Annotated in this window: 19 protein-coding genes; 7 read left to right on the top strand and 12 right to left on the bottom strand. The window is 39.7% G+C overall.

Features of this window, described 5'->3' with window-relative positions:
* Positions 1–99 precede the first annotated feature (99 nt).
* From rlmH to F3D3_RS04840, 5 genes are all read right to left on the bottom strand, one after another.
* Positions 100–579: a 23S rRNA (pseudouridine(1915)-N(3))-methyltransferase RlmH gene (gene rlmH / locus F3D3_RS04860; protein WP_069871717.1), complete on the bottom strand. Its 480-nt coding sequence runs from the start codon at positions 577–579 to the stop codon at positions 100–102.
* Positions 580–777: 198 nt separating this feature from the next.
* On the bottom strand, positions 778–1,905 hold the full coding sequence (lsrB, locus tag F3D3_RS04855; protein WP_069871715.1) for an autoinducer 2 ABC transporter substrate-binding protein LsrB: 1,128 nt from the start codon (positions 1,903–1,905) through the stop codon (positions 778–780).
* Positions 1,906–2,027: 122 nt separating this feature from the next.
* Positions 2,028–3,035, bottom strand: a complete 1,008-nt coding sequence (locus tag F3D3_RS04850; RefSeq protein WP_242877078.1) for an ABC transporter permease — start codon at positions 3,033–3,035, stop codon at positions 2,028–2,030.
* A complete protein-coding gene (locus tag F3D3_RS04845) occupies positions 3,032–4,102 on the bottom strand; it encodes an ABC transporter permease (RefSeq protein ID WP_069871713.1) in 1,071 nt (356 codons plus the stop codon). Before F3D3_RS04845 ends, F3D3_RS04850 begins: the two co-directional genes overlap by 4 nt.
* 43 nt (positions 4,103–4,145) lie before the next feature.
* On the bottom strand, positions 4,146–5,624 hold the full coding sequence (locus F3D3_RS04840; protein ID WP_069871711.1) for a sugar ABC transporter ATP-binding protein: 1,479 nt from the start codon (positions 5,622–5,624) through the stop codon (positions 4,146–4,148).
* A 386-nt stretch (positions 5,625–6,010) separates the two neighbouring features.
* Here F3D3_RS04840 and F3D3_RS04835 point away from each other — a divergent pair, with 386 nt between their 5' ends.
* The 4 genes from F3D3_RS04835 to lsrF are packed head-to-tail and all read left to right on the top strand — an operon-like array spanning position 6,011 to position 9,865.
* Positions 6,011–6,943: a sugar-binding transcriptional regulator gene (locus F3D3_RS04835; RefSeq protein ID WP_069871710.1), complete on the top strand. Its 933-nt coding sequence runs from the start codon at positions 6,011–6,013 to the stop codon at positions 6,941–6,943.
* A 49-nt stretch (positions 6,944–6,992) separates the two neighbouring features.
* Positions 6,993–8,552, top strand: a complete 1,560-nt coding sequence (lsrK, locus tag F3D3_RS04830) for an autoinducer-2 kinase (protein ID WP_175438295.1) — start codon at positions 6,993–6,995, stop codon at positions 8,550–8,552.
* A gap of 40 nt (positions 8,553–8,592) precedes the next feature.
* Positions 8,593–8,931 carry a cupin domain-containing protein gene (locus tag F3D3_RS04825; RefSeq protein ID WP_069871706.1) on the top strand — a complete coding sequence of 113 codons (339 nt, stop codon included), beginning with the start codon at positions 8,593–8,595 and terminating at the stop codon, positions 8,929–8,931.
* A gap of 46 nt (positions 8,932–8,977) precedes the next feature.
* The gene (gene lsrF / locus F3D3_RS04820) at positions 8,978–9,865 is read left to right on the top strand and encodes a 3-hydroxy-5-phosphonooxypentane-2,4-dione thiolase (RefSeq protein ID WP_069871705.1); all 888 of its coding nucleotides are present in this window, start codon (positions 8,978–8,980) and stop codon (positions 9,863–9,865) included.
* 139 nt (positions 9,866–10,004) lie between these two features.
* On the opposite strand, the gene F3D3_RS04815 is transcribed toward lsrF, so the two are convergent.
* From F3D3_RS04815 to F3D3_RS04800, 4 genes are all read right to left on the bottom strand, one after another.
* Positions 10,005–10,421, bottom strand: a complete 417-nt coding sequence (locus F3D3_RS04815) for an HNH endonuclease (protein ID WP_069871703.1) — start codon at positions 10,419–10,421, stop codon at positions 10,005–10,007.
* Between the two features lie 10 nt (positions 10,422–10,431).
* Positions 10,432–10,878 (bottom strand): GNAT family N-acetyltransferase, encoded by a 447-nt coding sequence (locus tag F3D3_RS04810; protein ID WP_069871701.1) that lies wholly within the window; start codon positions 10,876–10,878, stop codon positions 10,432–10,434.
* A 428-nt stretch (positions 10,879–11,306) separates the two neighbouring features.
* Positions 11,307–12,095, bottom strand: coding sequence for a CHAD domain-containing protein (locus F3D3_RS04805; protein ID WP_069871699.1), 789 nt, complete (start codon positions 12,093–12,095; stop codon positions 11,307–11,309).
* A 67-nt stretch (positions 12,096–12,162) separates the two neighbouring features.
* Entirely contained in the window at positions 12,163–13,065 is a 903-nt protein-coding gene (locus F3D3_RS04800) for a radical SAM protein (protein WP_069871697.1), read from the bottom strand.
* 173 nt (positions 13,066–13,238) lie between these two features.
* On the opposite strand from F3D3_RS04800, the gene F3D3_RS04795 reads away from it, so the two are divergent.
* The gene (locus F3D3_RS04795; protein ID WP_069871695.1) at positions 13,239–14,330 is read left to right on the top strand and encodes an AI-2E family transporter; all 1,092 of its coding nucleotides are present in this window, start codon (positions 13,239–13,241) and stop codon (positions 14,328–14,330) included.
* 111 nt (positions 14,331–14,441) lie between these two features.
* Here F3D3_RS04795 and F3D3_RS04790 read toward each other — a convergent pair whose 3' ends face one another.
* The gene (locus tag F3D3_RS04790; protein ID WP_069871694.1) at positions 14,442–15,086 is read right to left on the bottom strand and encodes a hemolysin III family protein; all 645 of its coding nucleotides are present in this window, start codon (positions 15,084–15,086) and stop codon (positions 14,442–14,444) included.
* Between the two features lie 151 nt (positions 15,087–15,237).
* Here F3D3_RS04790 and F3D3_RS04785 point away from each other — a divergent pair, with 151 nt between their 5' ends.
* Positions 15,238–15,744, top strand: a complete 507-nt coding sequence (locus F3D3_RS04785) for a DUF1836 domain-containing protein (RefSeq protein WP_069871692.1) — start codon at positions 15,238–15,240, stop codon at positions 15,742–15,744.
* Here F3D3_RS04785 and F3D3_RS04780 read toward each other — a convergent pair.
* Positions 15,717–17,576, bottom strand: a complete 1,860-nt coding sequence (locus tag F3D3_RS04780) for a sigma-54-dependent Fis family transcriptional regulator (RefSeq protein ID WP_069871691.1) — start codon at positions 17,574–17,576, stop codon at positions 15,717–15,719. The two genes, F3D3_RS04785 and F3D3_RS04780, sit on opposite strands and share 28 nt — an antisense overlap.
* A gap of 189 nt (positions 17,577–17,765) precedes the next feature.
* Here F3D3_RS04780 and lysA point away from each other — a divergent pair, with 189 nt between their 5' ends.
* Complete coding sequence (lysA, locus tag F3D3_RS04775; RefSeq protein ID WP_069871689.1) at positions 17,766–19,076, top strand: diaminopimelate decarboxylase; 1,311 nt, start codon at positions 17,766–17,768, stop codon at positions 19,074–19,076.
* Positions 19,077–19,169: 93 nt separating this feature from the next.
* Here the strand turns inward: lysA and F3D3_RS04770 are convergent, their stop codons facing one another.
* Complete coding sequence (locus F3D3_RS04770; RefSeq protein WP_084388828.1) at positions 19,170–19,910, bottom strand: alpha/beta hydrolase; 741 nt, start codon at positions 19,908–19,910, stop codon at positions 19,170–19,172.
* Between the last annotated feature and the right edge of the window lie 53 nt (positions 19,911–19,963).

The raw sequence follows: 19,963 nt of genomic DNA, 5'->3' as shown, positions 1-19,963 counted from the left end.
CTTTCAACATCCAATAAATCAAATACTTAGTTCTGTTCCTCAATATGAACACGCTCAATCTCTTCCTAGACTATTTCAAGAATAAAATTCCGTATGTCCCTACTTATGATACGGTTCCCCCTTCATAATCCTAAACCCACGATAAACCTGCTCCAATAGCACCACCTTCATAAGTTGATGTGGAAACGTCATCTCCGAAAACGAAAGTGCAAAATTCGACCGATTGAGCACAAGGTTTGAAAGTCCTAAACTCCCACCGATCACAAATACCACATCTGAATTGCCTTCTAACCCAAGTGCCGCCATTTTTTCCGAAAGCCCCTCTGATGTAAGCTGTTTCCCTTTAATCTCAAGCGTAATCACATACTGAGTTTCTTTAATTTTACTCAGAATCCGCCGTCCTTCTTTATCTTTGATCTGTTCCATTTCCTTCTCACTCAGTATCTCTGGCGCCTTCTCATCCGGTACCTCGATCATCTGGAGTGAACAGTACTTCGTAAGCCGCTTTGCGTACTCATCAATTGCACCCATAAAATATTTCTCTTTAATCTTACCCACCGTTATAAGGGTTATCCTCATTTCATAATTCCTTTCATCTGTTATCCGATTGATTCCATTATATCAAATTCCGACCACCTTCAACAGAAGAGAACTTCAAATGAAACAAAAACACCTTCAGCAAAAGCGATAAGCTTCCACCAAAGGTGTTTAATTTGGTCTGCAAGTCCCCCCTTTTAACCTCACACCTAAAAGGGGGATTCGCACATCCTTCATGACCTAGAAATTAAAGTCATCAATGTTGTTGATATCAAAGATTGTTCTTTCTGGCATTAAAACGATTCCAGAATCATCTGCTAAATACTCGTAGTTGAGTACTGAGTTAGGCATAATTTCTACTTCGCCAACAGTTGGAATATCAATCTTGTCACCTACTACAAAATCATTACCCGCTGCTAACCAGTATGCAATATAAGCACCCATAGCGCCTTGAACTTCACAATCCCATAATCCGAATTGTTTTAAAGTACCGTCTTTAATAAAATCTCTCATAGAACTTGGTGTTGCAAAACCAGTGATAATCACATCTTCAGCGCTTTTTCCTAAGTTTTTAGCCGCTTGTGCCATACCCGGAAGTGCCGTTGAATCCGGACAAATGATCGCATCAATATCAGCGTAAGTGTTGAGAATTGACTCGCCTACTTGGATTGATTTTTGAGCATCTGACTCACCGTATTCAGTCGTTACAAGTGTCCACTTAGGGAATTCTGCAGCAACATAAGTTTTAGCGGCTTCAACCCATGAGTTCTGATCTGTAACCGTCGGGCTTGAGTAGAAAAATGCAAATTTGATTTCTGCGTTTTTAGCATCGTCGATTTGATCTGCTACCATATCCACAAGCATTTTGCCAAGTTGATCTGGCGTGCCTTGACTTACCATGATTGAACGGTATTCAGGGTTTACATCTGAATCCCAAGTAACGACTTTGATCCCTGAATCTGCCGCCGATTTAAGGGCTTCGTTTAAACCATCTGGTGAATTTGATGAAACTGCGATTGCGTTGTAACCTTGGTTAACCGCACTGTTGATCACTTGAACTTGATCTGCTACAGTTGCATTGGTTGTGCCATCATATTTACATTCAAAGCCTACTTCTTTAGCGATCGCTTGAGCACCTGCATTTGCAGATTCAAAGAACATATTACCTGTTAACTTTGGAATAAACACAACAGAAACATCTGCTGGATCCACTGTAGTCACAGTTGATTCAGGTGTTGTTGCTGGTGTCGCTGCTGGTGTTGCCGCAGGTTCTGCTGCAGGCGTTGCTGCAGGTGCTTTCCCACAACCTACCATTACAACAAGGACTAAAAGCATAATCGCTACCGATGATAAATATTTTCTCTTCATTAAGCATATTCTCCTCTCCATATTTTATATATGAGCCTCTCAGTAATTCTGAGGGGCAATATATACACCAAAATACATTGAAACCTTATAACTTTACCAAGACACTTTGACGCTCTGATGATTTAACTCTTTTCTGGTAAAAACCGCCGTTTGATCTTAGAGAAAACCTTACCGCCACTGAAATAACTCTTTATGGCCACCGATACCACGAGTAAAATGCCTATCCCTATGCCCACATACTGCGTTGATAACCCTGCCATTTGAAGTCCTAAAGTCATAAGACCAATAATAACGCTTGCAAGTGCAGTCCCTATAATAGAACCCTCTCCGCCCGTTATTGCAGTGCCGCCGAGCACCACTGCTGTGATCACAGAAAGCGTAAGTGTTGCACCGTGATCTGCCCTTGATGAACTGAGATAAGAAGTAATGTACATCCCTGAAATCGCTGCCCCCATACCCACTAACATATGAGCACTTAAGATGATCAGCTTTGTATTAATCCCTGAGAATTCAGCTGCTTTACGATTGATCCCGGTAAGATAAACGCGTCTGCCATAAGTGGTTTTATGAAGCAATAGATACGCCACTATGATTAAAAATGCGAAAATGAGTAAGGAACTTGGAATACCGCCTAAATTACCATGTCCCAGTTCTCTAAAGCTATCTGGGAAACCACCGATGCCTTCTGCCGCGCTGATACCAGAGAATCCAATGATCACAAGCGAAGCCCCTGCATATAAAAAGCTCGTTCCCAGAGTGGCCACCATGGCTTGAACACCTACAAAAGCAATTAAATAACCATTAAACGCACCACATATGGCACCCACTATGATGGCAATCACCAACGCCATCCAAATATTGAAGCCAAGTTCTTGCCACAAAAGGCCCATAACCACTGAACTCAGCCCCACCACAGAGCCCATAGATATATCAATACCACCTGTGATGATGACAAAAGTCATAAATAACGCAATAATGGCCACCGTCACAAAATCATTTGCACTGTTGAGCAGTACTTTTATCTTTAAAAATCGAGGATTCATCATGCCAAAGAGTATAATTTCCATGATGAGAAAAATCACCAAAGACACTTCCCATTTTGCTTTAAACTGTTTTATTTTATGCATCATTGACCATTACCTCCTACAAATGTTGATTCTGTAGAGATATGAGCGTCCTTAGAATCCTTAGAATCTTCAACAGACTTATCCAAACACTGTGCTCTTGCTGAAAGTCTCTGTTTTCGTGCTTTTTCTTCAAAATATTTATGAATGAGTACATCTGAAACCACAATGAGAATTAACAGTGTCCCTTGAATCGATTTATTCCAAAAAGAAGGGACCTTTAAAAAGATGAGCGCTGAATTAATCGCTGTCATAATCAAAGCGCCAATACTTGAACCCACCACAGAACCTACACCACCGCTGAGGCTTACACCCCCGAGAACACATGCTGCTATGGCCACCATTTCGATATCCACACCTGTGTTACTGGTCACAAATCCCACTTGAGATGCAAAGATCACACCTGCAATGGATGCACAAAGACCCGATAGGACATAGGCGATTACGATCATTTTCTTAGCGGGTATCCCCACGAGAATTGAGCCTTCTAAATTGTCCCCTATAGCCGCGAAATACTTGCCCGTTCTCGCTTTGGAAAAATAAAACTGAACTAAAATCGTCGTGATAATCGCCAATATAAAGTAGATATTAACATGTGCAAAGTTTGCTTGAGATGCCATTTTAAAAGCATCCGGTAAATTCTCAACCCATTTACCATCTGTGTAAACGATCATCACACCTCGAATGATACCGAGCATGCCCAGCGTCATGATAATCGCTGGTACTTTGACGATGGCCACACCTACACCGTTCATTAAACCAATGAGGAGGCCGATGAGAATCGCAACCACTATAGCCACTGGCACACTTGTGCCGCCTCGGATCATCGTGGCAGAAACCGCAGCCGCAATGCCAAGGGTGCCACCTACTGAAACATCGATACCGCCTGTTAGCAGCACAAAGGTCATGCCTATCGCTAAAAATATATAGAGCACACTGCCCTTTAATACCGTCGTTATACTTTGAGCGTTCATAAAATCTGGATTTCTAAGACCTACACCTAAAAACAAGATCACCAAAAATGCAAGTGCTGTGATTTCTCTCTTTTCAAATATCTTTTTTATAATCAACATGATACGAACAATCACCTTCCTTTTACCGCATAAAACGATTTTGTTAACAACCAAACGCCGCTTGTGTTAAAGCATCCAGCGTAATTTCTGCCTTTGAAAGTACCACATCATTGGTCCCATGATACATGACCGCAGCTCGATCTGCCAATTCATGTATCTCTTCAAAATCTGAAGAAATGAGCAGAATGGCAAGCCCCAACTTTTTAAGTTCGTAGATGATTTTATAGACATCTCCACGCGCACCTGCATCGATGCCCCTTGTCGGTTCGTCTAATAGGATCACCTTAGGGTTGGAAGAAAGCGTCCGTCCTATAACCACTTTCTGTTGATTCCCGCCAGATAAGGATTTTAAAGTTTGATCTTGTCCTGTCACTTTGATTCTAAAATCATCAATGTATTTCTGCGTCACAGATTTCTCTTCTTTTTTATTGATAAACACTTTACTGAGTCTACTTAATATAGAAGAAGTCGTATTCAGTCTTACATCTGCCATGGCAAATATGCCATTTAGATGACGGTCTTCTGGCACATAATTGAGCCCTTTCTCCACAATCTCATTTGTGTTAAAGCCTTTAATGCTCTTCCCAAGAAGTTCAACCTCACCACTGAGAATTTCACCTTTGCCAAAAATCGCTTCTGCAAGTTCTGTTCTACCAGATCCCACGACACCAGCAAGTCCGAGTATCTCGCCTTCATACACCGAAAAGGAAACCTTGTTAAAACCATACCCTGTGAGTGCTTCAAGTTTTAAAACAGGCATTTTCGTATAATCCACGGTACACGCTTCACGATTGTTTTTCGCATGCACCATATTATCAGGCATCAGGCCTTTAATCAGCATTTCTTTCGTGAAATTGGCTACAGGACCACTCACTGTGATTTCGCCATCTCTAAGAATGACCACATGAGATGCCACCTCAAAGACTTCTGTAAGCCGGTGTGTTATATAGAGCATGCCGATACCTTTTTCTTTAAGCGTCATCATGAGCTTAAAAAAAGATTGAATTTCATTAAATGTCAATGTAGAAGTGGGCTCATCTAGGATTAAAATTTTGGCCTCTCTGAGTAACCCTCTCAGTATTTCTACTAACTGCTGTTCCGCAATGGAAAGTGTCGCCGCCTTTCTTGATAAGGCAATATCCCATCCGAGTTGTTTGATCAACGCTCTCAGTTTCGCCGAAAGCACAGCTTTGTTCTCGTTAAAGCCAATGACCACATTTTCTTCAACAGTCATATTGGGAAAAAGCAAAGGTTCTTGCGGGACTAAATAAATGCCCTTTTCAAGTGCTACAGAAGGTGAACTCATGTTGACTTTTTCACCTTCTATGAAGATTTCACCGCGATCAAGTGGGTAAATTCCCATGAGAATTTTCATTAAAGTGCTTTTACCCGCACCATTACCCCCTATGATTGCAACAACTTCACCAACAGATAGTTCTAACGATGCACCTTTTAATACGGCGTTATCTCCGAATGACTTATAGACCTCATGCAATTTCATAAGAGATTTATTTGCACTCATATGATTTACCTCCAACTTCTATAGTTATCTTGGTTAATGCGAATCCCCTAGATACTAACACATCCCGAATCTAGATCTTTTGTTTTGAATCGAATCATTTGTTTTATTTAAAATCTTTTGTTTGAAAAGGTATCTTTTGTTTATTCTGAAATCTTTTGTTAAGCATGCGTTAAGTTATCATGAATCTTTCATTAACTCTATAATATTTCAAATGACTAGGCCTTGTCAATGCTTTTTTGTTTTGCTTTGCTTATTACCACCTATTGACACTATCCAAAAGCATTGATATAATATTTTTAAGCAAACATTTTATCGATATTCAAACATTTGTTTATACTTATTTCATTTGCAATTTTTTATAAATCCATCTATTAAGGAGAATCGTCATGTACGAAGATAATTTGGTTTACAAAGTAACTTGGTTTTATTACGCCGACAATATGACTCAACAAGAAATCGCTGATCATTTAGGCATTTCAAGAATGCGCGTCGTCAAGCTTCTCAATCAAGCGAAAAGTGATGGCATCATCAAATTCAAGATGGATCCAGATGCTAAAGCCCGCATAGATTTAGAACAATCCCTCATAAAGCAATTCAATTTAGAAGATGTTTTCGTGGTCCCTTCAACGCCGAACAACGTCAATGAAAATATCGCTAAGGGCGCCGCACAATATATAGAAGAAAAAGTTGAAGCCAATGCTTATATAAACATTGGCTACGGAGACACCATCTCTCGAACGATCAACCATTTGATTTATTCACTTGAAAAGCCAATTTCACTGGTTACTTTATCAGGTGGTGTTGCGCATTACACTTCTGCAATCGTTGCGGGCACACGCAAAAGAAGTTCTACAAGCATTACACCCGATATACACATTCTACCCGCACCCTTATTTGCATCTTCCGAGCAGGTTGCAGAAATCTTTTTAAATGAAAAGAGTGTCAAAAATGTATTAGACATGACCAACCTCTCTCACATGTCTGTGGTGGGTATTGGTTCCGTCTCTAACACAGCAACGATCTTTAAATACGGCATCGCAAATCCCGACGATTTAATATTACTTCAAATGCAAGGTGCTGTTGGCGATATACTCAGCCAATTCTACGATAAAAACGGCAAAATTTTAGATTCTAGCGTTCACAAGAAGTTGATTAGCATCAAACTTGACACCCTAAGATCTTCTCACAAAACCATAGGTGTCGCAGGTGGCAAAGAAAAAATTCAAGCCATCTACTCCGCATTAATTGGCGGCTACATCGATGTCCTCATTACAGATGAAGACACAGCGGAGTCGCTGATCACCTTTAAAAACAGTTAAAACGAATGCATCGCATTTAATATTTTTATCTATTAAGAAAGGGGCTATCATGAAGCAATATCTCATGGCAATCGATGCCGGCACTGGCAGTGTCAGAACCGTCATTTTTGATCAGAGTTTTAAACAGATCAGCGTTGCACAAAAAGAATGGACACACAAAGAGGACCCTAGATACGAGGGTGCTATCGATTTCGATGTGGCACATAATACCAAGTTGCTATTTGAAACCATCCATGAAGCTTTAGAAAATGCAGGTCTCAAAGGCAACGAAATCGCTGCAATCTCCACCACAAGCATGCGCGAAGCCTTTGTGCTCTACAACAAGGCAGGTCAAGAAATTTGGGCTGTATCCAACGTAGATTCCAGAGCATCAAAAGAAGTTTACGCATTAAAAGCTTTTTCTGAGACCATCGAAGAAGACGTCTATAAAGCCTCTGGTCAAACCTTTGCACTCGGTGCTATTCCAAGACTGCTCTGGGTTAAAAACAATTTGCCAGAGGTTTACGCAGAAACGGCGTCCATGACAATGCTTAACGATTGGATCATTTATAAATTGACAGGCATTTTATCTGTAGAACCTTCAAACGGCTCAACGACTGGGATTTTAAATACACACAAAAGACAGTGGGATCCTAAAATCATCGAAAGTTGTGGCTTAAAAAAAACCATGTATCCACCTGTTTACGAAAGCGGAACCGTCGTGGGGCTTATTACGAAAGAGATTGCCACTTTAACAGGATTAAGTCCAAACTGTAAAGTAGTTGTCGGTGGTGGAGATGTGCAAATGGGATGCGTCGGTCTAGGCGTCACAGGTTCTAATCAAGCAGCACTTTTAGGCGGAAGCTTTTGGCAACTTGAATACAACACAGCTGCACCACATATCGATGAAAAAGGGCTTATCCGCGTGAATTGTCATGCCACACCAGATATGTGGCAACAAGAACTCATCACTTTCTATCCTGGTCTTGTGATGAGATGGTTTAGAGACGCCTTTTGCGACTGTGAAGTCGAAACAGCGAAAGCGACAGGTCAAAACGTCTACGATATTTTAAACGAAAAAGCGAAGGCCATTCCGGTGGGTGCATATGGCGTCATGTGTTCATTTTCAAGCGTTATGGATTATAAAAACTGGCGGCATCCATCACCTTGTTTTACGAATTTTGGCATCGATCCCGAAAAATACAACAAGGCCACTTTCTATAGAAGCATTTTGGAAAATGCGGCATTGGTCACACTGGGGCACAAAAAAATAATCGAAGAATGCTTCGGCCATTTTCCAGAGACCATCACCTTTGCTTCTGGTGCTTCTAACAGTCCGCTCTGGTGTCAAATCGTAGCGGATGTACTGGGCGTGACCGTTCAAGTCCCTGTTATAAAGGAATCCACCGCTCTAGGGGCTGCTTTTTGCGCCGCAGTGGGTATCGGTTGGCTTGAAACTTTAGAAAGTGCAAAAGAATATGTCCTCATTGAAAATACTTTTACACCTCATACAGAAAATCATGAAAAGTACCAAATTATATACGAAAACTGGAAAAAGCTTTCGAATGCACAACAAGAAAACAGCGATGCAGGGTTCTTAACGCACATGTGGCGTGCGCCTGGCATCTAAAAGTTAGTGATCCTAAAATTAAAATAAAAGAGGTGAAGAAATGGTAAAGGTAAACGAATCCGAACGAGAATATCGGTTTGGAGATAGTGGCCCAAAGTACTTGAGAAGAGGTCCACATCTCAGCAGCGGTGTTGTCGTCTTTAAACCAGGACAAGATTTTCAAGGTCATCATCATAAAATTATGGAAGAAAGCTTTCTCATCATTGAAGGCGAACTTGATTTTTATATAGACGATGTTCTTGTGAAATGTGTTCAAGGCGACTTGATTACAGCTGAACCTGGAGAAACACACTATATTATAAACAACAGCACTTCAAATGCAAAAGCTGTATTTATGCTCGCACCGTTCCAAGATCAAGATAAGTACGTTCAAGAATAAAGCATTATGAATCGTCATAATGCATAAGATTAAAGGAGGCAAACTCATGGCAGATAAAGATGGTATTTTAGAAGCGAAAAATTACGGCATAGGCATCGAACAAAACTCTGATGGTTTTTATGTAAAAGGGGCTGGTCATTACAGCTGGGGCATGAAATCCAGACTCAGCAAAGTTTTCAATCCAGTTTCAGGCAAATCATTAATGCTTGCATTTGATCACGGCTACTTTTTAGGCCCAACATCAGGCCTTGAAAGACTTGACCTCAACATTCCACCACTTGCAGAGTATATCGACTGTTTCATGGGCACACGTGGTGGTATGACCACCTGCATTAACCCAACACTCACTGGCAACAAGGCAATTGCACTTAGAGTGACTTCAGGCTCTTCTATATTAGATGAGGATCTCAGTGACGAAATCATCTCCGTGGACATCGCTGAAGCGATTAGAATGAATGCAGATTTAATGGCGAGCCAAGTCTTTATCGGTGCACCCAACCAAAGAAAATCAATTGAAAATCTTTCGAAGGTCATCAACTCGGGCAACACTTATGGCGTTCCTACAATGGGCGTTGTTGCTGTTGGAAAAGACATGGAGAGAAATGCAAAATACTTTAGACTAGCAACGCGTATTATCGCTGAAGTGGGTGCACAAGTTGTCAAATGTTATTACTGTGATGATTTTGAAAGTGTCATCGCAGCATGTCCTGTACCAATCGTTATCGCTGGTGGCAAAAAGATTCCAGAATCAGAAGCACTTGAAATGTGCTACAATGCGATTTCAATGGGTGCTGCTGGTGTGGATATGGGCAGAAACATCTTCCAATCTGAAGATCCAACTGCGATGGTTCAGGCCGTTCGCGCTATTGTCCACAATGGCATTGATCACAAAGAAGCACTTGAAATGTTCAATACTTTAAAAGCACAAAAGTAATTTTTTAAACCGTTATCATCCCCTGATATCAATAGAACCTCTTATCTCGTTGTTTAAGATAAGAGGTTCATTTTTTGTTTTACTCAATTTTTGGAGATCGAATCTCGCCCTTTGTTCTAATTGACTTGGATTTTTCGCACTATTCATGATGAAATCGTACAATCTTATAGATCTTATTTTCTTTCACGTAAAGACGATAGCCCTCACCCTCAAACACCGTATTGACTTTATTTCTAAAGACCGACTCAACACCATGAGCAAGGATTATCAACTCGTCTAAATCGCATGGTGGATTGCTCACCTTCCCATCCGATACAGCTCTTTTAAAAAGCGCTATATTAATAGCCACCCAATCCTTTGGCACAGCGCTCTTTTTCATACGATTACAGGGTTTACAGCAAGTGACTAGGTTAAAAAATTCTTCTGTCCCGCCCAAGCTCTTCGGAAAGTAATGATCCAATGTCGTCCGATTCAGTCGAATCAATTTACCACAGTGATAGCACTTTCCTTGGTCACGTGTATAAACATATGCCTTGATTGTTTTCTTGTGAATCACGATGCCTCCTCTATCGTTTTAACAACATTTCTATATGCGGAATATCATCTTCTAGATATTCATCTGAAACCGATTCAAATCCAAGGCCCGTGTAAAAATCAAGCAAATAAGCTTGTGCCGAGATTCTAATCCACTCAATATGTCTAACCGTTTTAATAAACGAAATCGCCTCTTCCATGATCTTTTTCCCCAGACCTTGACCTCTACCCTGCTCGCTGACCACAACTCTTCCAATTGACGTTTCTTCGTAACTGACACCTGCATCCAATATTCTTAAATAACCCAGCAATTCCCCCGCGTCACCTTTGCACATTAAATGATAGGCTTTTCGATCTTTACCATCAATATCTTGATAAAGGCATTTTTGTTCCATCACAAAAACCTCAAATCGCAATTGCATCACATCGTAGAGTTCATTAATCGTCAAATCATCAAATCTTTTAATCACACATTTCATAAGTATGCCCCCCAAAAGCTAAATCAAAACCAAATATTTCATTTCATTAATAGTTACTACTATTTTATCTTTATTTCCCACGATTTGTAAAGGATTTTGTGATATTCGCACCTTTATAATCACCATAAAATCAGAAGATTGATCAGAATACTTGTGTTTTTATATTGTTCACGGTTTCTTATTAGCTCTTTAACACTCTGTTAATCCCACCTTAACAAGTATACAGTATTATAAAGAAGTCGAAAGGAACTCCCCTCCTTGAGACCTAAACTGCCAATTTCAAATTATTGATAAATTGCCAAGCAACAAAACGCTTACTCATTGACACGTCCCCCCGTGTCAACTCCCCTCCAACAACGACTAACATAAAGGAAAAAGACTCTCATCCCCCGAGAGTCTTTTTTCATTTCTAATATTGAGTTAGAGTATCAAAACGCCAAGTAACTCTCAAAGACCTCACGCACGCGTTCAAAGAGATAATCTGCTTTTTTGAGATACGCCGCATGATCTTTCACAAGTTCATCCAACAGCGCTTGATCATCAAGCTCATAATAACCGATAAATCTCAAATTGACGCAGACATCGTGAAGTGCCTTTGCCACCATCTGAAAGGCATCTAATAGATTGTTCAACTGCTTCAAATCTTCTTTTTTCGGCATTAAAAGGCAATGAATGTAACGGATTTTTTTTGCCAACATTCTTTTAGCATGGATTGATTTCTCAACATTTTCTTGATCAAAAGCAGATCTCTCCACAAAGACTTCGAAGAGTTCAGCTTGTCGCATCTTCTCGAACTCATCATAGGCTTTCAATTCCATGTTCTGTTTAATATGAATTTCAAAGGTCCCAAAAGTAGCCTCCTTCATTTTCTCCGCATTTGCCCTGAGCGTATCTTTCAAAGGCGCTTTTATTTTATTAATTTTAACAACGGTCGCTTCATTCATGATATGTCCATAACTTTCTTCAAAAACATCCAATTCTCGAATAAGTGAAGTTGCATTAAAATGCATTTTAGATATTTTATCTAAAGTTGTATAGTCTGCGTTTTTAATAAAGGGCTCATAAAAAAATAAAATGGCTCTAAATCGTCTTATGCTTTCACGATACTCATGGATGCCCTTGTGGCTAAAATCACTTTCAAGCATCTTTGCAAAATATAAATCAATATCCTCTAAATGTTTTTTTAAATTTTGGGGAATCCGCGTTTCAGATTTCATATTGCCTCCATCTATAAGTATTTTTTGGAAAACTCAAGTTTGAGTAAGATAAACGTTTCAAGATCATTCATATGTTAAAGGTCAGTTGTTCGAACTGATCCGACGTCTCTTTGGAACTGTAAAAATTCATTTTTGTGGCAAGACCAAGTTCTGCACAGGTTTCATAGAAGACTTTATAGAGCAGCTTGTGTTGTTCAGGTTTTACGCTATAACTTGAATTATAACGTCTTTCGTATTTTGACTTTAGTCCTGGAAAATGCACCTCTAACTTCTTATAGTAATATTCTCTGGACCCTTCTCTCAGAGTTAAACCCATGGCGCCGATCACATATTTTGCACCATTAGCCTTTGCGGCAACGAGAATTTGCCTTATATTTTCAGGATTGTCATTAATGTAGGGTAGAATGGGCATCAAAGTTACCCCAGTATACACCCCAGCATCCGACAATTTTTTCATCGCCTCAAATCGTTTAGAACTCACTGGTGCATGGGGTTCTAACACACTTGCCAAATCGTCATCGTACGTTGTTATGGTGAAAGAAACCGCTGCGTAAATACTGCTGATCTTACGAAGCAGTTCAATATCCCTTACCACCAGATCACTTTTAGTAATGATGTGTATGGGAAACCGATAGGCACATATGATCTCAAGTGCACCTCTTGTAAGCTGATATTGCGCTTCTAGAGGCATATAGGGATCGTTCATAGAACCAAATCCGATTGTGCCTTTATTGCGTTTCCCTGCAAGCGCCTTCTCGAGAAGTTCGAGTGCATTCTCCTTCACATAAATATGATCTAGTGCATCCATTCGATAACAAGCACTCCTAGAATCACAATAAATGCAGCCGTGTTGGCAGCCTCTATAAAGATTCATATTATAGCGCAATCCAAACCAAGTATCAGCACCTTCTTTAATTGAGCTCAATATAGCTTTTGACTGTATCAGATCTGCTTTTTGATTTTCTAACATACTCCGCACAACTCCATTTCAGCATTAGGGGCTCACATTGATTTTCTAAACGGTTACCATATTATACCCTATTTAGAACACTTTTTTACGATTTCTTACGATTTTTAACCCGGTTTTAATATAAATAGTGTAATATGAAGTAAGTTACTTATAAATTGACAAAGGGGATCTATATGCTAAAAGAAAAACGTAAATTTATCGAATATGTCATTGTCGTGTGTATCGCTACCTTTCTAACGGTTTGGCTCATTATGGACCGGGCTGGTGTGATGTCTATTTTTTCTAAATTTTTAAATGTCCTCACCCCTTTCTTCATTGGTTTTGCAATTGCCTATATATTAAATCAGCCCATAACTAAGTTGGAGAAAAGATTTAAAATAAAGCGCATATATGTTATTTTGATAACCTATTTGGCACTTCTGCTCATCTTGACCATTTTTTCAGTGAGTCTGGTTCCAAAGATATATGACAATGGCTCTAAGCTCATTTCGGATATCTCCAAATGGGGGGAGCAAATTCCAGCACAACTTCAGTCTTATGATTTCGGTGCTTATGACACCATCATCTACGACAACCTCAGTAAGGGTGCAGAACTTTTATCGAAATTCAGCAATCTCTTGCTCACTAACATTATCGAGGGCCTTGTGGGCTTCGCGCTTGTATTCTTCAACATCATTCTTGGCATTATCATCTCGATTTACATGTTAGCAGATAAAGACTCGCTTAAAAAAAGTTTTACCCAATTGATCCATGCATTTATTTCCAAGAAAAAAGCATCTCCATTCTTTGACTTTTTAGGCGATGTCAACAATGTTTTTTCACACTTCTTGACGGGTCTCATTGTGGAAGCATTTATCATCGGCATTTTGGCTTTCGTCGGTTTCAGTATTTTAGGTGTGAAGTATGCCATTGTCTTGGGTTTCATCATATGCCTCACCAATGTGATTCCCTACTTTGGACCTTTTATCGGTGCTGTACCCGCCATACTCACCACCTTTATGTACGATCCCGTAAAAGCGCTCTGGGTTGCTATTTTCATAGTCATTTTACAACAAGTTGACGGTTCCATAGTAGGCCCAAAAGTCATGGGCAATTATATCGGTTTAAAACCCATTTGGATTATTTTATCGATCTCCATCGGCGGGGGCTTTGGCGGTCTACTCGGCATATTGCTTGCGATCCCGCTCGGTGCTATCGCCAAAATTCTCATTATGAAATTTATAGAAAAGCGTGAAGCACACCAAAAAATGCCTCAGCAAGGTTAGAGGCATTAGATTTAGCCGTTAAATTTAGACGTATTAGATAAAAAATCATATCATAAAAAAGATGCCTCAGGATTGCATTTTTCAAAATGCGCTTCCTTGAGGCATCTTTTTTTATGCCATATCGATCATGATGTAATTATTAATTAAAACAAAATGTGCAAAGGTCCCTGCTAGAATAAAAAGATGAAAAATCTCGTGAAATCCAAATTTGCCAATCTTGATCTTTTCAGACTTCGTTGCATAAAAGATAGAACCAATGGTATAGAAGATTCCGCCTAACACCAGCCATAAGAATCCATTAAGCGGCAATGCTTTAAACAGTGGATAAATGAATATAATGCTGATCCACCCTAGAAACAGATACATGCCAGCCGATAACCATCTCGGCATGTGGATGAACAATACTTTCATAACAATGCCGACAATTGCAAGTGCCCAAACTGCTATTAAAAGTGAATTTCCAAGCGTGCCTTTAAGTGCCGTCAAGCAAATAGGTGTATAAGTCCCCGCGATGAGCACAAAGATCATGGCATGGTCCAATTTACGTAACCTCAGTATAATTTCGTTTTTACCATTAAACCAATGGTATATTGTTGACGCACTATAAAGTGCAATCATGCTCATTCCAAATATGATGCCTCCAACTAAGTAAACAACATTTTGTTTCATGACGGCATTGACAATCATCACCACTAGGCCAACAAAGGACATAACAATGCCCACAAGATGAGTCAATGTATTGATAGGTTCTCTCATACGAGCCTCCTTATGAATTTAGAATTAAAAACGTTTTATGTAGTATCGATTACTACATCTGGCTATATTGATATATTACCACGTTGTATTCTATATTTCAATACTTTTTTATGTTATACTATTGTTAAATATAAAAACATGAGGTGACACCATGAAAATCCAAACTGAGCTTATGAATTTCGATACAATTGATAGCAACGATATCCCTGAGATTCAGCTTTACATGGATCAAGTCCTTGAATTTTTCGAAACAAAATTAGGCGCGAACAAACGTACCGATAAAGAGTTGATCTTCACTAAAACCATGATTAATAATTATGTCAAGGCGGAAGTCATCCCTTCACCTCTAAAGAAAAAATACTCCAAAGAAGCCATTATGGATCTTACTATGGTCTACACTTTCAAGCAGGTTCTTTCTCTGCAGGATACTCAGTCGCTTATTAAAGCACTCAATCAAATTGAAGATGAACCCTATAATCACTTTAGGCAAATTGAAGAGGCCATTCTAATAGCGCTTAAAGAAACTTATAAAAGTGGCGCCTTCAGTTCTAATGAAGCGCTGATTTCTCAAATCGTAGCCTTAACACTTGAGGCTTCCATAAAAAAAAGGCTCGCCGAAAAGTTATTAGATCAACTTTTAAGTTCTGATTCTAAATGATACTTTTTGAGTTTATCATAGAATGTAGATTTAGATAATCCAAGCTGTATCATGGCCTCTCGATTGTTTTCAGCATTTTTAATCGTCTCCCTAATAACTTGGCTTTCATAAGCTTCAAGACGTGCTTTCAAATTTATCCCATCCGCCACACTTTTGGTTTCATCTGCCAACATACTGATGTGCTCAGGGTAGATAACATTCGTTTTACTGATTGCAAGTGCTCTTTCAAGCACATTTTCAAGCTCACGAATATTGCCCTGCCAAGGATGATTTAACAAGCGACTAAAGGCCTCGCCCGATAGTGGCTTTTCTTTTATATCCAGTCTCACGCTAATCTTCTTCATCAAGTCATTGATGATAGGGTAGAGATCCTCACGACGCTCTGCCAGAGAGGGCATATGAATCGGGAAAACATGGATTCGATAATAGAGATCTTCTCGAAACCGTCCCTCCTGTACCGCTTCGTATAGCGATCGATTCGTAGCTGTGATAACCCTTACACTTGCTGTTGTAGGCACACTAGAACCAATCTTATAAAACTTTTTGCTCTGCAAAACTTGCAAGAGTTTTACCTGTATTTCAAGCGGGATCTCACCAATTTCATCTAAAAACAGAGTCCCTTGATCCGCCATTTCGAAATAGCCCTTTTTGCCTCTTCGGTCAGCACCAGTAAAGGCGCCTCTTTCATATCCAAAGAGCTCACTTTCAAATAAGCCATGCGGAATTGCTGCACAGTTTACTTCCACAAATTCTCCCGTCAAATGACTATGTTCGTGAATCAAACGCGCCAAATAAGTTTTACCTGTACCGCTCTCACCAGTGATCAGTACATTGGATTTGATCTCAGTTGCTCTATTGGCCAAGTACTTTACATTGCGAATACTACTGCTGTTGCCAATAAAATCACTGAACTTTTCAAGCGCTTCTTGATCTGTTGACAAGTCCGACTGCGCTTTTAAGGCTTCAATACTTTTCAAAAGTTCATTGCGTTCTGTCAAGAGACCACTCATTTCAGATAAATCACTCAACTTAATGAGCACACCTTCTAAATGAGCTTCTTCAAAAATAGGGGTTAATCGACAATTCATCGGCCTGTGATTTACATCTAAAAAGAACGAACTCGAAGAAAAGACTTTGCTTTCGTCAATGTATTCAAGCGCTCTAAAGAGTTGCTCAGATTCGAAAAGTTTTGATAAAAGCATCCCTTCTACGACCAAACCCTTTTCCTTATTGCCTTTAGGTCTAAAAGTGCCCCCTTCTAATATTTCTAAAATACTTTCTTTTCTAATCGTATAACCTTTATCTTGAAAAAACTTGATTTGCCCCGTCTCACCATTGACGATCACCATGTGACCATATGCTTTTGCGTACCGTTGTTCAAAGACATCTGAATTAATCTGAATGCACATTATCTTCTCAACTTGCTCAATCTTACAGTGAATCTGGTTTCCGAGAAATTTAACTTTTAACTCTAGCAAGTCCAATAATTCGGACTGAGACCATATTTTATGGACACCCTTGATCTGAGGATGTCCATATATGCCCACGGCAATCAAAGCTTCCTTCTGATTGAGCTCTGGCATTTCACATCCGATTGTTTTTAGGATCGCTTCATTGAGCGGTCCATCATCAAGTCCAAACCGATTTGTCATCAAAATAACCAGATCACCTTTTTCCAGTTTACCCGCGGGGTGATGACGTTCACTTTTCAACGAAATACCGGTAATTTCCTTCGCTTTTTCATTAAAAAAAACAATCTCTTTGCGTTTATTTAAATAGATAATCCCCTCATCTATTTCATCTAATATCCTAATGGTTAAATCCTGTTTCATAAAACGCCTCTTTCTCGGACACTCTTATGGGTTCCATTATATTGAATCCCGTTAATTCAATCAAGCTTTTTCTATGAAATGATCTCATTTTTATACTTTGGCATCTAACTTGCATTTAGTATAAGCAAACCTAAAATTTATATGCACCAAATATTAAACCCTATACAAGTCTCAACTTTGGAGGAAATTATGCATCAACACATTACGATTAAAGATCAAAAAATATTCATTGAGGGGTGCGATGCTCTAACACTTGCCCAAACTTATAAAACACCTTTATATGTCCTTTCAGAAACCACGATCCGCGAAAAATTTCGAGAAATCAGAACTCAATTTCTTGAAAAACATCCAAATACAATTGCCGCTTATGCGAGCAAAGCTTTTTTAACCACAGCTTTTGTTAAAATTGTAGCGCAAGAAGGCTTCCATATGGACGTCGTCTCTGGCGGAGAACTCTTTACTGCACTTAACGCTCAGTTTCCCATGGAGCGCATTATCTTTCACGGCAACAATAAATCTAAAGAAGAACTGGAAATGGCCGTTCTCAACAAGGTTGGGCGTATCGTTGTGGACAATACACACGAACTTGAAGTTCTAGCCTCAATTGCAAAAGCGCATCAAATCGAAATGAACATACTCTTTAGAATTACACCCGGTGTTAACAGTTCAACACACGACTATATCGCCACAGGTAAAAAAGACTCTAAGTTTGGCATCTCACTTGATGATTTCGTCATTATGCCCGCAATAGAAACGGCTATTAAAGCACCTTTTTTAAATTTCTTAGGGTTTCATTTTCACGTGGGCTCACAAATCTTTGATCACACTTCACACGTCGTTGCCACTCAAATAGCACTTGATCTCATCAAACGTGTAAAAGCAGATTATAATTATGACATCACAGAACTCAATACAGGTGGCGGTTTTGGCATCAAATATACAGATACCTGCACGCCACAGAGCATTGGTTACTTCACAGATGCCATCGTAGACACAATTGATCAATACTGCATGGCAAACCATCTGGTTCGACCAAAAATTTGCATCGAACCGGGTCGCTTCATCGTTGGCGAAGCTGGAACGACACTTTATACGGTGGGGTCTGTTAAGGACATTAAAGATCTTAAAACTTATGTCGCTGTGGATGGTGGCATGACGGATAACATAAGACCCGCACTCTATCAAGCAAAATATACCGCACTACTTGCCAACAAACCACTTGACCCCGCAGCAGGTGAAGTGACATTATGCGGAAAATGCTGCGAATCGGGCGATCTTCTCGTGGAGCACTTGCCTCTACCAAAGGCAACATCAGGTGATGTCGTTGCTGTTTTTAGCACAGGTGCCTATAACTATTCCATGGCATCACACTATAACAAGCATGTGGTGCCTGCGGTTGTTTTAGTTTCTGGCGCAAATGCATACGAGATTGTCGAGCGAGAAACGTACGAAGATCTCGTAAGACATGATGTTATTCCACCGCACTTAAATCAAATATAAGCTCAGATACAAAACCCCCTCAGTTCCACTTTTCTAAAATGCTCAACCCGAGCGCTTTGAAAATGGCCTTGAGGGGGTTTTATATGTGCTTCATTATTCTGTGATTTGATTTAAGAATTCTAAACTTGATTTGAGGATCAGTTCTTGCTGTGTGTCCCTATCAATATCTGGAATCGAATCTCCTTTTTGAGGTCCGTAGTCCCCAAATTGAGCATGGTTACCACCTTCTACCTCATAATATTTCGTATTTTCAGGTAGGAAAACTTTATTTTCAAGCAGTTTATCAATCCCCATGTCTTTAGAACCATAAATTGAAGCCACAGGTATTTGCGCATCCCTTAAAGAATACTTCTCACCACTTGGATAAGAAGCCCAAAGCAATAACCCTTTAAGACGGGAACTCGGATAATGCTTCACATAACTTGCTGCCATAGCACCTCCTAAAGAATGACCTGCTATGATCCAATCTTTATCGGTTCTATCCTTTAATATTTTACTTGCCGCATTCATATCAAAAACAGCCAAATTCATCGGCATTTTTACTTCAATCACTTCGTAGCCATTTTTTGCAAGTTTCATGAGCATAGGTGCATACGCTTCTGGCGCTACCTTGCCTCCCGGATAGAAGATTATCCCTACTGGTTTCACTTCACCCGTTGGAAAAAAGACAATATTTTTACCACTTAACACCTTTACCTCGCTATTGCTGATCATATCATCCAGCGCCGAAGACATAGGACTGTAGCCTATAAGTGTCCATATATAAAATCCCGATCCCAAGATCATCAGGCCTATAATCACGATTATTAACAATCTCTTCAAGACTTTATTCACACAAAATCCTCCTCTTTTTCACAACTAATCAGACTCTTTTGTGGATAAAAGGG

The sequence above is a fragment of the Fusibacter sp. 3D3 genome (assembly GCF_001748365.1).
Lineage (GTDB): Bacteria > Bacillota > Clostridia > Peptostreptococcales > Acidaminobacteraceae > Fusibacter_A.
This window is presented reverse-complemented; position numbering and strand designations above follow the sequence as displayed.